Annotated in this window: 10 protein-coding genes; 6 read left to right on the forward strand and 4 right to left on the reverse strand. The window is 70.9% G+C overall.

Annotated features, from left to right (window positions below):
- Nucleotides 1-37 precede the first annotated feature (37 nt).
- The 3 genes from OHS81_RS36905 (at nucleotide 38) to OHS81_RS36915 (ending at nucleotide 3339) form a co-directional block, all read left to right on the forward strand.
- On the forward strand, nucleotides 38-958 hold the full coding sequence (locus tag OHS81_RS36905) for a ScbA/BarX family gamma-butyrolactone biosynthesis protein (protein WP_328390676.1): 921 nt from the start codon (nucleotides 38-40) through the stop codon (nucleotides 956-958).
- Nucleotides 959-1187: 229 nt separating this feature from the next.
- Nucleotides 1188-1907 (forward strand): HAD family hydrolase, encoded by a 720-nt coding sequence (locus OHS81_RS36910; RefSeq protein WP_328390678.1) that lies wholly within the window; start codon nucleotides 1188-1190, stop codon nucleotides 1905-1907.
- 397 nt (nucleotides 1908-2304) lie between these two features.
- Complete coding sequence (locus OHS81_RS36915) at nucleotides 2305-3339, forward strand: chitinase (RefSeq protein WP_443058822.1); 1035 nt, start codon at nucleotides 2305-2307, stop codon at nucleotides 3337-3339.
- A gap of 268 nt (nucleotides 3340-3607) precedes the next feature.
- On the opposite strand, the gene OHS81_RS36920 is transcribed toward OHS81_RS36915, so the two are convergent.
- Nucleotides 3608-4768, reverse strand: coding sequence for an alanine racemase (locus OHS81_RS36920; protein ID WP_328390680.1), 1161 nt, complete (start codon nucleotides 4766-4768; stop codon nucleotides 3608-3610).
- Nucleotides 4769-4972: 204 nt separating this feature from the next.
- On the opposite strand from OHS81_RS36920, the gene OHS81_RS36925 reads away from it, so the two are divergent.
- Nucleotides 4973-5563: a helix-turn-helix domain-containing protein gene (locus tag OHS81_RS36925; RefSeq protein WP_328390682.1), complete on the forward strand. Its 591-nt coding sequence runs from the start codon at nucleotides 4973-4975 to the stop codon at nucleotides 5561-5563.
- Nucleotides 5564-5801: 238 nt separating this feature from the next.
- Here OHS81_RS36925 and OHS81_RS36930 read toward each other — a convergent pair whose 3' ends face one another.
- Nucleotides 5802-6116, reverse strand: coding sequence for a UBP-type zinc finger domain-containing protein (locus tag OHS81_RS36930; RefSeq protein ID WP_328390684.1), 315 nt, complete (start codon nucleotides 6114-6116; stop codon nucleotides 5802-5804).
- Nucleotides 6117-6628: 512 nt separating this feature from the next.
- Here OHS81_RS36930 and OHS81_RS36935 point away from each other — a divergent pair.
- Nucleotides 6629-7114: a peroxiredoxin gene (locus tag OHS81_RS36935; RefSeq protein ID WP_328390686.1), complete on the forward strand. Its 486-nt coding sequence runs from the start codon at nucleotides 6629-6631 to the stop codon at nucleotides 7112-7114.
- 353 nt (nucleotides 7115-7467) lie between these two features.
- The gene (locus OHS81_RS36940) at nucleotides 7468-8706 is read left to right on the forward strand and encodes an FUSC family protein (protein ID WP_328390688.1); all 1239 of its coding nucleotides are present in this window, start codon (nucleotides 7468-7470) and stop codon (nucleotides 8704-8706) included.
- On the opposite strand, the gene OHS81_RS36945 is transcribed toward OHS81_RS36940, so the two are convergent.
- Complete coding sequence (locus OHS81_RS36945) at nucleotides 8687-9769, reverse strand: bifunctional class I SAM-dependent methyltransferase/NUDIX hydrolase (RefSeq protein WP_328390690.1); 1083 nt, start codon at nucleotides 9767-9769, stop codon at nucleotides 8687-8689. The genes OHS81_RS36940 and OHS81_RS36945 overlap by 20 nt on opposite strands.
- Nucleotides 9770-9841: 72 nt before the next feature.
- Nucleotides 9842-12997 (reverse strand): BTAD domain-containing putative transcriptional regulator, encoded by a 3156-nt coding sequence (locus OHS81_RS36950; protein ID WP_328390692.1) that lies wholly within the window; start codon nucleotides 12995-12997, stop codon nucleotides 9842-9844.
- Nucleotides 12998-13013: the final 16 nt, after the last annotated feature.

The following is a 13013-nucleotide window of genomic DNA, read 5'->3' on the forward strand; positions in this document are numbered from 1 at the left end:
GGGTGCGCACGTTCGAATTTCGGTATTCCCTGGTCGTATGAGCACGCCAACGGGCAGCATCGCCGGAAAGAGTGAGCCGCTCAGCTGGTCCCGTACGGTCGAGCGGGAGCTGGTGCACCGGACCTCGGTGGCGGAGGTCCTTCTGACCGATGTGCAGCCGGCCGATACCGCGCACGTCTTCCGGGCCGCGGCGTCATGGCCGCGCGCGCATCCGACTTTCCCCCGTGACGGATCGCAGCGGCACAGCCCGCTGATCCTGGTGGAAACTCTGCGCCAGCTCGGCCTGTGCATTCCCCTGCGCTTCTACGCCGTTCCCCAGGCGTGCCACGCGGTCATCACCGACCTGTACTTCCACCTCAGGCCGGCCGACGAGCCACCGGCCCGCGCCGGGGCGACCGAGATCACCTGTGGCGCCCGGGTGAGCGCCGTACGGCACACGCCGGACAAGACCGTCGTCGGTCTGCGACTGAACGTCACCTTCGCCGCCTGTGGAGTGACCTTCGGCTGCGGTGGCGGGGGCGTGCGATTCCTGGACGGCGCGCGCTTCACCGCGCTGCGCGCCGGAAGGGCGGCCCACTCCCTCCCGGCCCGCCCGGCGGAGCGGCACATCCGTCCGCCGGCCGCCCGGCTGACGGTGAACCATCCGCACGACGCGGTCCTCGCTCTCGACGAGGAGGGGCTGTTGGTGTCGCCGGCCGACCCGCTGCACCCGTTCTTCTTCGACCACGCCACCGATCACGTACCCGGCATGGTGCTGCTGGAGGCCGCCCGCCAGGCCGCCTCGTACCACAGCCGGGGGAGGCTGAGCCGGCCCCGCTTCGGGTGGCTGAAGGCCGCACGCTTCACCGAACTGGCCCCACCCGCACGCGTGCTGTGCACCCGGCGCCGCTCGACGTGCGCATTCCGGATCCTCCAGGGCGGCGCCGAGACGGCCTACGGCACTCTCGGTTATCAGTAGAGCCTAAAATATGGATATTTATGAATCGGTTGACCACTCTGTGTTGCCGTCCGTAACGTAACGATCGTAATGTTCCGGCATGGAGCGGGAAGAACTCCTGTCCATGAGGACTGCCCTCCGCCGGAAATCCCCTCGGCCCGGTGCCGGGCGTCCGTGAAACCGATGCTGCCCTGCTTTCCTCGCGACCGGTCACAGCGACGCCCCCGGGCCCCTCGGAACGGAAACGCGGATGAGCGCAGAGAGCATTTTTTCCTGGACACCCGCTGCCGTCGTCTTCGACTGTGACGGCACGCTGATGGACACCGAACGCCACTGGCAGGATGCACGTGACAGGGTGCTGCACAGCTATGGATTCACCCCCTCGGCCGCATTCGCGGAAAAGGCCAGAGGACTGCACTACACCCAGTGCGGACGCCTGATGGCGGATGTCGCAGGTCACCCGGAACTGACCGGGGAAATGACGGAATCACTGCTCGAGCATTTCCGCGACCTCGTCGCCGCGGAGCCCACCACCATGCCCGGGGCGACGGAACTGGTGCATTCGACCGTGCAGTTCGCGCCGCTGGCGGTGGCCAGCAACTGCCCGCTGGACGTCGTCGAGTCCTGCCTCGATATGGCCGGACTCCGCGACTGCTTCCTCCATATCGTGGTGCCCGACGCCACCACGAGACCCAAACCTCATCCCGATGTGTATCTCACCGCCGCCGAACTCTGCGGAGTGGAACCCGGTGACACGCTGGCCGTCGAGGACTCCCACTGCGGCATCCAGGCCGCCGCGGGTGCGGGCATGCGGGTGCTGGGAGTCGGTCCCCGGCCCAGCGACGAGGAGACGGCGCTGGCCGACTGGTGGGTCCACTCGCTGGAAGAGCCGGCGGTGCAGGGGTGGGCCGGCGCCCGTATCCCTGCCCAGGGCGCCGGCCCCGCCGCTCCCGGGGCCAGGACGCCGTGACGTCATGACGCCGTGACGCCATGGGCATGACGGCGGGCCCGGCACGGTGGGGTATCTGCCGGGCACAGGTGGCGCACCTGCTCGGCGCGGCAGCGAACCGTCGCCGTTGCCGCGGTGGGGCGCCACCGAGCCCGGTCCGCCGGATCCAGTACCCTCGACGGATGATGATGTGACGTATGCGAAGCCGATGGACGGGCTGCCCGCCCACCCGCCGCCCGCCCCGAACGCTTCGTCCTGCCGCCCGAAGCCCACCGCACCCGGCCCCTGACGACCCCACCCCCACTGGCGTCGCTTCGTGGCGGCAGGTCCGCACACAACTGCCCACCCCCCCACCGATGGAGGCAGCCCGACGATGACGAACGACGCAGAAGTGCCTGCTCCTCGGAGGAGTCACGTGGTGAGGCCGACCGCAACTGCGGTAGGAGCAGCGGCGGTTGCGGCCCTTCTGCTGGCCGGCTGTTCGGCCGGGGAGCCGGCGAAGAAGCCCGAGCGCCCCGGCCCGGTGGCGTCCTCGCCGCGGGAGAGCAGCCCCGCACCCGCCAAGGAATCCAGCACTTTCGCGCCGTACGTGGACACCTCGCTCAAGCCCGCCTACAACCTTCTCCAGGGCGCCGAGGATACCGGTGTGAAGGAGTACAACCTGGCCTTCGTCTCCCCAGGAGGCGGCTGCGTGCCCAAGTGGGGCGGCAGGCAGGCACTCCGTGACAACCCGGTGGCGCGGCAGGCGGACGCGCTGCGCGCCAAGGGCGGCGATGTGCGGATCTCCTTCGGCGGACAGAGCGGCAACGAACTCGCCAGGGTCTGCGGCTCGGTGGACAAGCTGGTGCAGGCGTACAGCGAGGTCATCGATGCCTACGGCCTGACGAAGGCCGACTTCGACATCGAGGGCCCCGCCCTGACGGACACCAAGGCCAACACCCTCCGCGCCCAGGCGATCGCCCGGCTCCAGCAGCGCAAGAAGCTGGATGTCTCCTTCACCCTCCCGGTGCTCCCCTCGGGCCTGAACCGGCACGCCGTCGCGGTGCTGGAGAACGCCAGGGAGAACGGTGCCCGGATTTCCACGGTGAACATCATGGCCATGGACTACGGCACCTACTACGACGGCGACATGGGCAAGTACGCCATCTCGGCCGCCACCGCCACTCAGAAGCAGGTCAAGTCGGCGCTGGGCCTCCGGGACGAGGCCGCGGCGTGGAAGGCCGTTGCGGTCACGCCGATGATCGGTGTCAACGACGTCAAGGGCGAGGTCTTCAGGCCCGATGATGCGGCCGAACTCAAGAAGTTCGCCAAGGAGAAGAGGCTCGGCGGGCTCTCGATGTGGTCGCTGACCCGGGACAAGGCCTGCCCGGGAGGCCCGAACTTGCAGGCGGCAGCGACCTGTTCCAGCATCGGCAAGGCGGAGAACGAATTCACGAGAGCGTTCATCGGCTGACGGGCTGACGGGCTGACCGGCTGACGGGCTGACCGGCTGACCGGCTGACGGGCTGACGGGCTGACCGGCTGACGGGCTGACGGGCTGACGGGCTGAGAGGGGCTGGGCGGCTGTTCGGTCCACGGGCCTGCGCCGTTGCCCTTCGGGTGTCGTGCACCGGGCCCCACACACCGGGCCCCACACACCGGGCCCCACACACCGGGCCCCACACACCGGGCCCCACACACCGGGCCCCACACACCGGGCCCCACCCACCGGGTGTCAGACGTCAGTGGAACTGCGGATGCCACACGTCGCAGGTTTCCCCCACCGCGTCGACGACGGTGATGTCGGGCCACCGGTCGAAGGCCGAGCACGGGTGGGAGACACCGAGGTCGACCTCGTCGCCCACCTGAAGGCCTTGGGCAGGGGTGAGGACCAGATGGTGGTCGTAGATCCGCGCCGCCGTGGCGCGCACCTCGCGGTGTGCTCCGGCGGCCGAGCGTGCCCCGAGGACGACGGGCAGACCGGCGTCATAGGGCAGCTCGCGTTTGCCGGCCCCCACCACGGCGGTTCCGGTCTCGGGCGTGGAGAGCACGGTCGCGCGGACGGTCAGGGCCGGACGCAGCCCGGGGAGCGGGGTGACCTGGGCGTAGGTGCCGTGGTCGTGGGTGACGTAGCAGCCTGACCGGAGCACGGGCACCAGCGGCAGGTCGCCGCACCGGTGCAGCAGCTCCGCCACGGCGTGGACGACACGGTCGGGAAACGCGGAGCCGCCCATGCTGAAAACGGGGCGTGTGGTCTCGTACAGCGGAGCCAACGACTCGAAGACCTCGGCCGTCATGCGGCAGTGCGCGTCGACGGCGGCGAGCGTCGCGGCGTCCCGGGTGTTGGGGCGTACCCCCTCGTACCCGGCGACGCCGGCCAGGAGGAGCCCGGGCGAGGCCTTGACGGCGGCCGCGGCGAGCTCGTACGCCTCCGCGGCGTTACGCACCCCGGTCCGGCCGCCCGGCACGCCGACGTCGACGAGCACCCGTAGCGGGTTGTGCGTGTCGTGCAGGGCCGCCGCGGCGAGCTCCACGCCTGTCGAGGAGTCGATGAGGCAGAAGAGCTCCAGGTCCGGCGTTTCGTCGAGCAGGTGGCGCAGGAGGGCGAGATCGGCGGAGTGGATCACTTCGTTGGCGACCAGGATCCGGCGCACTCCCCACCTGCGCGCCACGTCGGCCTGCCGGGCGGTGGCCACCGTGACGCCCCACGCACCGGCTTCCAGCTGCTGTTCGACGATGGGGCGGACCATGGTGGTCTTGATGTGGGGCGAGAGTTCGACGCGGTGCTCACGGCACCACTCCGCCATGAGCTGCACATTGTGCGCCAACGCGCCGCGTTCCAGACGGAGTTCGGGCAGCGCACGGATCTCGCGCTCGGGGGAGGATGAGGTGTCGGGGTGCATGGGGCGGAACCTCCGGGTGTACGGGGTGCGACAGGGGACAGGGGACAGGGGACAGGGGGTGGGGGCCGGGGGCATCGCAGAGCGGGCGCCGTGGCGTAAGGACACAGGCGTCTTCTATCGACGATGAAGCGCACGATATATGCGACATCCGGGTGACGGCTATAGTAGACGCAGTGTGCTCTTTACTGGAATGGGGTGGGTGCCGTGGCGGCTGAGAACGACCCGGCCGTAGCGGGAGGCGGGGCGAGCGACGGGATCGGCCGCCACCTTCGCCGGGAACGTCTGGAGCGGGGACTCACCCTGGAACAGCTCGCGGACCGGACCGGACTCTCGCGCAGCTATCTCAGCAACGTCGAGCGCGATGTGAACAGCCCGACGATCAACACCCTGCGTACGATCGTCGATGCCCTCGGTACGACCCTCAGCCGGCTGTTCCATGCCGTCGAGAGTGAGCAGCGCGTCCTGACCCGTCCCGACCAGCGCATCGAACTCACCCGGGCAGGGGTGGAGGGCGTCACCTACACCCTCCTCAATCCCGAGCACGGCGGCCGGCTGGAGATGATGCTTCTGGAGGTGGCCCCGGGGGCCGGCTCCGGCGACCGGCCGCACACCCATGCCGGGGAGGAAGTCGGGGTGCTGCTGAGCGGGGAACTGGACTACTGGGTCGACGGTGTCCACCACCGCCTGCAGCCCGGCGACTGTGTCAGCTTCCCGTCCTCCACCCCGCACCGCTACAGCAACCCCGGTGAGGTGCCGGCGGTCTGCGTCTGGGCCGAGACCCCGCCGAGCTTCTGAGGGACTGCTGCGGCTCACGGTGCCGCGCGAAGGCCGTACGCGACCTCACCCGGCTTCACCCGGTCTGAGCGGATCATTGACCGTAAATGAGGCGAGAGAGTCCCGAAAAGGTTTGACCAATCGGCCTTTTCCGGCCTCTTGATCATCGGAGTGCACGTCGCGCGGTACTGGCCCTCGGTGCAGGAACCGCGCTGGTGGCAGCCGCACTCACCTGACCCGCTGGCGGCCGCGAGGGCGGTCAGACCCGTACGGGGCCCACACCCTCCACCTCGAAGGTCACCTGGTCCTCGTAACACCACCACCAGGCCTCGCCGGGCTCATAGGACCGGATGAGCGGGTGGCCGGTGGCGTGGTGGTGGGCCGTGGCGTGCTTGTTCTTGGAGGAGTCGCAGCAGCCGATGTGTCCGCAGCTCTGACATTCGCGCAGATGCACCCACTCATCACCCAGCGTGACACACTCCGGACAGCTGTCGGGGCTGTCGGGGCTGACCGCCGTCACCTCATCGAGGTGCTGACAGATCAGGCTCCCCGCCGTTCCGTCACTGAAAGCCATGGTGCCCACTCACCCCTCGCCAGGCTGCCCCCTCGCCCCGGCTGCGACGCCGGATCCGTACTTCCACCGTGCCACTCGGCGTCATCCTGTCAAACGGTGGACCGGGCCCATGCCGGCGGCGATCGCCGTTTCCTCCCGAAACGATCCGGGTCCGCCACGACTGCCAGGGCACCTGCCGCCGGACGGCGGCTGCCGCGCCCACCGGCGCCCACTTCGGTGCCCACCCGTGCCCATCGGCATCTGATCCACTTCTGATCCACTACCTGACCAATCCGGATCCCGGCCGGCGACGAATACACCGGATGAGGACGTCCGGAACGCCGTGCTGCGCTGTGCCGTGCGGCCGCCCTGCGATCGATCGGACCGGGAGAGGAGGAGCTGTGGCGATGCTGCGGTGTGTGCCTCGACTGCACCGATTCCCGGGCTCCCGATCAAGGCGCCGGACAGTCGGAGACAGTGCACGTAGATACTTTTCGCAGACCTCCCGCCTCCCTAGTGAAGGGACACCCCCCATGGCCCCCGCACCCCAAATCGGTAAGCCGGTACCCGACTTCACTCTGCCCGGCGGCGTGCTGACCGGCGACCGCTTCGAGCGACGCGACTACGCCCTCTCCCTTCAGCGCGGCCGCCCGCTCGTCCTGGCGTTCTATCCGGGGGACGACACCAGCGTGTGCACCAAGCAACTGTGTTCCTACTCCAGCGGCCTTGAGCAGCTCCAGGGCCAGAACGCGGAAGTCTGGGGCATCAGTCCGCAGGACGTGGACAGCCACGATCGGTTTGCGCGCAAGTACGACCTGCGGATGCCCTTGCTCGCCGACACCGATCGCGGCGTCGCCCGCACCTTCGGCGTCGCCGCTCCCGGCATCGGAGTGCGCAGGGCCGTGTTCCTCATCGGATCCGACGGCACCTTGCACTGGAAGCACGTAGCGCTGCTCGGCGCCACCTTCCAGCCTCTCGACACGCTCGCCCGGCATCTCGCCGGTATGCCCACCGCCTGACCTGGTGGGTGCCGGGCCCGGATGACCACCTGTGCCGTCGGCCGCTGGAGCCGCAGCGGAGTCGCCGGATTCACCAGAAGGGAGGGAGTGATCGACCCACCCGCTCCCGGCCGCAGTTCTGCATACGGGTAGTGAGCTCACGGCGACGGAAAATCACGCCCGCCCGGTGCCCGCGCATCGGCTTACGGGTATCGGAACCGTGGCCGGTGCCGTGGCCGGTGTGGCCTGGGGACAGGACGGGCGATCCCCAGGTCACCCGCCGGGCGACCGCCGGGCGACCGACGGGTGAGGTAAGCGGGTCATTCAAGGCCATCTAGGGTGCCTTCGGCGCGACCAGGGGGGAAGGGTCGAGGGTGCGCGAAGTTACCGATCCCTTGCTGGACCTCGTCCGATGGCACAGCGAGCCTGTTGTCGCCCAGACGCTCCGCTCGACCGTGGCCGCCGTGATTTCCTACGTCGTCGCCCTGCTGCTGAGCAGCGAGCCGGCGCCGCTGACCGCACCCCTGACCGCCCTGCTCGTAGTCCAGGTCACCCTGTACACCACTCTCACCACCAGCGTGCGCAGGGTGAACGCCGTCGTGGTGGGTGTGGTCATCGCCATCGGCTTCAGCTCCCTGGTGGGGCTGACCTGGTGGAGCCTGGGGCTGATCATCCTCGCGTCGCTGGTGATCGGGCGTTTCGTCCGGGCCGGTGAGTTCGTGCCCGAGGTCGCGATCAGCGCGATGCTGGTGCTCGGCGTGACGACGACACGGGTGGCCGCGACGGCCTGGGACCGGGTGTTGGAGACGCTGATCGGGGCGGTCGTCGGGCTGCTCTTCAACATGCTGTTCGTGCCACCCCTGTGGGTGCAGCCCGCCAGTGAGGCCATTGAGGGCCTTGCCGCCCGGATGAGCCGGTTGCTGCTGAGTCTCGGCGAGGAGATGACGGGCCACACGCCCGTGGCGGAGGCGGCAGCCCGGCTGCACGAGGCGCGCCACCTGGATCACGACATCGTGCAGGTGGACGCGGCGCTCCGGCAGGCGGAGGACAGCCTCCGGCTCAATCCCCGGGTCAAGGAGGGCCTGCTCTCCCGTGTCGTTCTGCGCACCGGGCTGGACACCTTGGAGATCTCCGCGGTGGTGCTCCGTACGGTGTGCCGCACTCTGACCGACCTCGCCAAGGCGCGCACCGACGAACCGCTCTTCCCGGCGGCCCTCGGCACTGCCCTGCAGGAGCTGTTCGGCCATATGGCCCGCGCGGTCGAGAGCTTCGCGGTCCTCATCACCACGCAGGTCAGCGCCAATGCGGAGGAGGCCGAGGACCGGCTCGGCCAGGAACTCGCCGCCAGCCGCGAGAGCCGCGAGACCGTCGCGCACCTGCTCCTCGACGGTGTGCAGGAGCATCCCCGGCAATGGCAGCTGCACGGCGCGCTGCTGGCCGAGATCGACCGCATCCTGGACGAGCTGGATGTGACGAAGCGCTCCGAGCGGCTGGTGGAGGAGCTGAACCGCCATGCCCGCGAACAGCGGGAGAAGTACCCGTTGGTGGACAAGCTGCGGGGCCGGTTGCGCCTGGGACGGCCGGGGCGCCGGGTCACGGACGTCGCGGATTAGGGTTGCCGCCGTCCTCCGCGACGATGTGGCGGTGGACGGGCGGCAGACCGGGCAGCCGTCCGGGCCATACGACGTCCAGCACCTGGGCGCTGGGCGTGAACAGCCCGCAGGGCAGAGCCGGCAGGTCGGCGACGTCGTGCCATTCCCAGCGGTGGATGAGGTTCGGCTCTCTGACGGCGGGCTCGCCGCGGAAGGCGACCACGCGCACGGCAGCGGTCACCCGCGGAATACCGTGGACACTGTCCATCAAGATGGCCAGCAGCCGCGCATCGGCCGCCTCGGCCGTCAACCCGGTCTCCTCTTCGAGTTCGCGCACGGCAGCCTCGACGAACGATTCGCCGCCGTCGTTCTTGCCCCCGGGCAACTCCCATACGCCCCGCACGGACCGGCCCAGCAGCACACGGCCCGCATCGTCCGTCACCACGACGCCCGCACCGGTCAGCGCGTGCGGGGAGGGGCGCCCCTTGCCGCCGAAGGCCACCGCACACGAGGCGGGGTCCCGCAGCACGAGGGTCGCCAACCCCTCGGCATCACGCCGTTCGGCCGTGCGCCATCCGGCGGACAGCAGAGCGATCTCGTCCTCGTCGAGCGCACTGTTGCGCCGCTCGGCAGGCACCGCGTCCACGACCGGGGTGATGACCACCATCGTGCCGCCGCAGCTCAGCCGTTCACGCAGCCGGTGCATGACGCGCGTGCGGTCGTGGAGGAAGGCGTAACTCAGCCTGAGCACGATCAGGCCGTACGCGCTGTGCAAGTCGTCGAGGGAGTCCCGTTCGACATCGCACCGCACGAACCTCGTCGTGCCGGACGCGGGCGGCGTCCGCGCGGCGACGGCGAGGGCGACGGCCGAGGCTGCGTAGTCGACGGCATCGACCGTGTAGCCGAGGGTGGCGAGGTGGCGGGCAAGTTCTCCCACGCCACAGCCCACGTCAAGGGCGCGCTCACCGCGGGGAGAGGCTGAGGCAAGATCACGAAACAGGGTGTGTTCGGCCTCGCCGAGCGGACGGAAGGAACGGCCCTCTCCGTAATGGGTATCCCAGTCGTCCTGCGTGACCTGGCTCATGGTGAAAACCCTTCAGCGTAGGGGAGGTATCGGAACTGTGGCTCCTCGTGTGCGCGTGGGCGGCCTCCAGGTTCACGAAGCGAGCGTGGCCTCGACCAGCTGAGACCAGGTGGTCCGCGTCCCCTCGCGGGCCGCCTCGGCGAACCGCGCCTCGCCGAGGTGGTGCCGCGCGGTCTGCTCGATCCGGGCCACGTCCGGGTGGGAGCGGTCCTGCAGCCCGCGCACGTCCGCGCTCGCCGCGAGCAGCCGTGCGGCCTGCTCGTGCTCGTCGCGGCGCAGGGCCAGGTCCGCGACCCCGACGAGCACCTGTGCGATCGCCAGTGCGTGGCCCGCCTCGGATGCCGCCTCGCAGGCCGCCGCGCGGTGCGCCCGGGCCTCGCCGAGATCGTCGGCGAGGTAGCCGAGCAGGTCGTGCGTCACCGCGCGGAGGTGCGCCTGCTTCGCTTCGTCGCCCAGTACGGCCGTCGCGACGCCGAGTTGCCGGTACGCCTCCTCGGCGTCGCCGCCCCACCGGGCGAGCTCGGCCTTCGCGAGGGCCAGCTCGGCCAGCGCGTCCGGCCAGGTGACCCGCTCCGCGCACCGCTGCGCCTCGGCAAGGGCGGCCGCGCTCGCGTCCTCGTCGCCCAGCAGCCAGTACAGCTGCGCCTGCCGCGCCCGCATCCGGATGACATCCTCGGTGGCACCGACCTCGGTGACGACCGCGATCGCCTGCTCGTAGTGCTCGCACGCGGCGGCGAACTCACCGCGCACGGCGATCCGGTCCGCCAGCTCGGACAGGGCGAACGAGATCCCGAACCGCTCGCCGAGCGCCCGGAACTCGGCGAGCGCCCTCTCCAGATGCGCGTCCGCCTCCGGCCCGTCCTGGCCGAGCACGATCCGCATCCTGCCCAGCTGCAGCCGGGCCAGCGCGCGTACCCAGGGGTCCTCGTTGTCGAGCAGCGGTTCGAACGCGGGCCGGAACGCGTCGGGCGACTGCAGCAGGCGTTCCAGCGCGGCGACGAGCCCCAGCAGCGGGTATCGATACCGGCTGCGCCGGCTGAGCCGGTGGGCCTCGCGGATCCAGTGCTCCGCCTGGCGCTCGTCGCCCCGCCCGGCGCTCACGAACAGTACGACCAGCGCGTACGTCATGGCCCGGACATCGTCGGTCACCTCGCCGGGTGTCCTGGCGGCCGCGGTGATCAGCTCCATGCCCTCGGTCCGGTGCCCGCCGAGCCACCAGTACCAGCCCGCGCCCGCCGCGAGCCGCATCGCCGCCTGCGCCTCGCCCGCCGCGAGCGCGCCCCGCATCGCCGAACCGATGTTGTCGTGCTCGGCCTCGAGCAGGGCCAGCCAGTCCAGCTGCTCGGCGCGGCGCAGGTGCGGCTCCGCGGACTCGGCGAACTCGGTGAAGTAGGCCAGGTGCGCACGGCGCGCCCGCTCCGATTCCCCGGCCTCCGCGAGCCGTTGGCCGGCGTACTCCTTGATGGTGCCGGTCATGCGATAGCGCGGGGCGCTGTCGACCTCGGCGACCAGCAGCGACTTCTCGGTCAGCGCGGTCAGCAGCTCGAGCACCTGCTCCAGCTCGACGGCGTCGCCCGCGCAGACCCGTTCGGCCGCCTCCGGGCTCGCCCCGCCGGAGAACACCGAGAGCCTGCGCAGGACCATCCGCTCGGCGTCGGTCAGCAGCTCCCAGCTCCAGTCGACTGCCGCGCGCAGCGTCTTGTGCCGCGGCAGTGCGGTCCGGCTGCCGCCGGTCAGCAGGCGGAACCGGTCGTCGAGCCGGTGGGCGAGCTGATCGATGGACATGGTGCGCAACCGGGCCGCGGCCAGCTCGATCGCCAGCGGCATCCCGTCCAGCGCCCGGCAGACGCGCACCATCGTCGCCAGCGTGCGGGCATCGGACGCGAGATCCCGGCGCACCGCCGCGGCCCGGTCCCGCAGCAGCTGAACGGCGGGTGCGGACTCGATCTCGCCGGGGCCCGCGTCCCCTTCCGGCAGGGCCAGCGGCTCGACCGGCCACAGCGCCTCCCCGGTGATGCCGAGCGGTTCCCGGCTCGTCGCCAGGATCCGCAGCCGCCGGCACTCCCCGAGCACCCGGTGGGCGAACACCGCCGCGGACTCGATCACATGCTCGCAGTTGTCCAGGATCAGCAGCGCCTCCCGCTCGCGGACCGCGGCGATCAGCCGGTCCGTCAGCTCCGCGGTCGGGGCCCCGCCGAGCAGGGCGTCCCGCAGGCCCAGCCCGGCGAGCGTCGACTGCGCCACGTCTCCGTCCGCGCCGATGGCGGCGAGCTCCACCAGCCAGGCCCCGTCCGGCAGGTCGCCGAGCAGCGTGCGCGCGGCCTCCGTGGCCAGCCGGGTCTTCCCCGAGCCGCCCGGCCCGATCACGGTGGTGAGCCGGTGCCCGGCGATGAGCTCGCGGACCGCGGCGACATCGGCGTCCCTGCCGACGAAAGTGGTCAGCTCGGCGCGCAGGTTGGTCTTGCGGCTCGCTTCCCTTTGCCGCAGGCCGTGCCCCACCTCGCCCCGCAGCAGCGCGAGGTGCAACCCGGCCAGCTCCGGCGAGGGGCCGACGCCCAGCGCGTCGGCCAGAGCCTCCCTCGCGCGCTGGTAGACCAGCAGCGCCTCGCTGTCGCGACCGGCCGCGACGAGCGCGCGCATCAGCGCGGCGACGAGCCCTTCCCGCACCGGATGCGCGGCGACCAGATCGGTCAGCTCCGTGACTAGCTCCGCACCGCGCCCGAGGGCGACCTCCGCGCCGACCCGCTCCTCCGTGGCGGTCAGGCGCAACCCTTCGAGCCGGACGACCGCGGCGTCGAAGAGGGCGCTGTCCTGCAGACCGACGTCCTGCAGGGCCGGACCGCGCCACAGATCGAGGGCCTGGCGCAGCAGCCGCACCCGCCGGGAGCCGTCCTCGGTGCAGGTCTGGCCCGCGGTGACCAGGCGTTCGAAGCGCACGGCGTCGACGGCGTCGGGCTCCACGGCCAACCGGTAACCGTCCGTCCGGCTCTCGATCGCCCCGTGCGGCAGCGCCTTCCGCAGCCGGGAAACCAAGCGCTGCAGGGCGTTCGTCGCATCGGCGGGCAGGTGCTCTCCCCAGATCCAGTCGACGAGCGACCCCTTCGGGACCACCTGACCCGGCTTGAGCGCGAGGGCGATCAGCAGCCCGCGCAGCCGCGCGCCCGGTACACCGGCCAAGTCGCCGTCGTCGGTGCGCACTTCGAACGGACCCAGCATCCCGATCTGCACCCGCTGATTTTGCCAT

This window comes from Streptomyces sp. NBC_00400, assembly GCF_036048035.1.
Classification (GTDB): domain Bacteria; phylum Actinomycetota; class Actinomycetes; order Streptomycetales; family Streptomycetaceae; genus Streptomyces.

Bases quoted from the DNA above. Each gene is read 5' to 3' on its own strand.
- OHS81_RS36935 (WP_328390686.1), top strand. From the start codon at position 6,629: ATGGCCCCCGCACCCCAAATCGGTAAGCCGGTACCCGACTTCACTCTG.
- OHS81_RS36910 (WP_328390678.1), top strand. From the start codon at position 1,188: ATGAGCGCAGAGAGCATTTTTTCCTGGACACCCGCTGCCGTCGTCTTC.
- OHS81_RS36905 (WP_328390676.1), top strand. From the start codon at position 38: ATGAGCACGCCAACGGGCAGCATCGCCGGAAAGAGTGAGCCGCTCAGC.
- OHS81_RS36930 (WP_328390684.1), bottom strand. From the start codon at position 6,116: ATGGCTTTCAGTGACGGAACGGCGGGGAGCCTGATCTGTCAGCACCTC.
- OHS81_RS36920 (WP_328390680.1), bottom strand. From the start codon at position 4,768: ATGCACCCCGACACCTCATCCTCCCCCGAGCGCGAGATCCGTGCGCTG.
- OHS81_RS36945 (WP_328390690.1), bottom strand. From the start codon at position 9,769: ATGAGCCAGGTCACGCAGGACGACTGGGATACCCATTACGGAGAGGGC.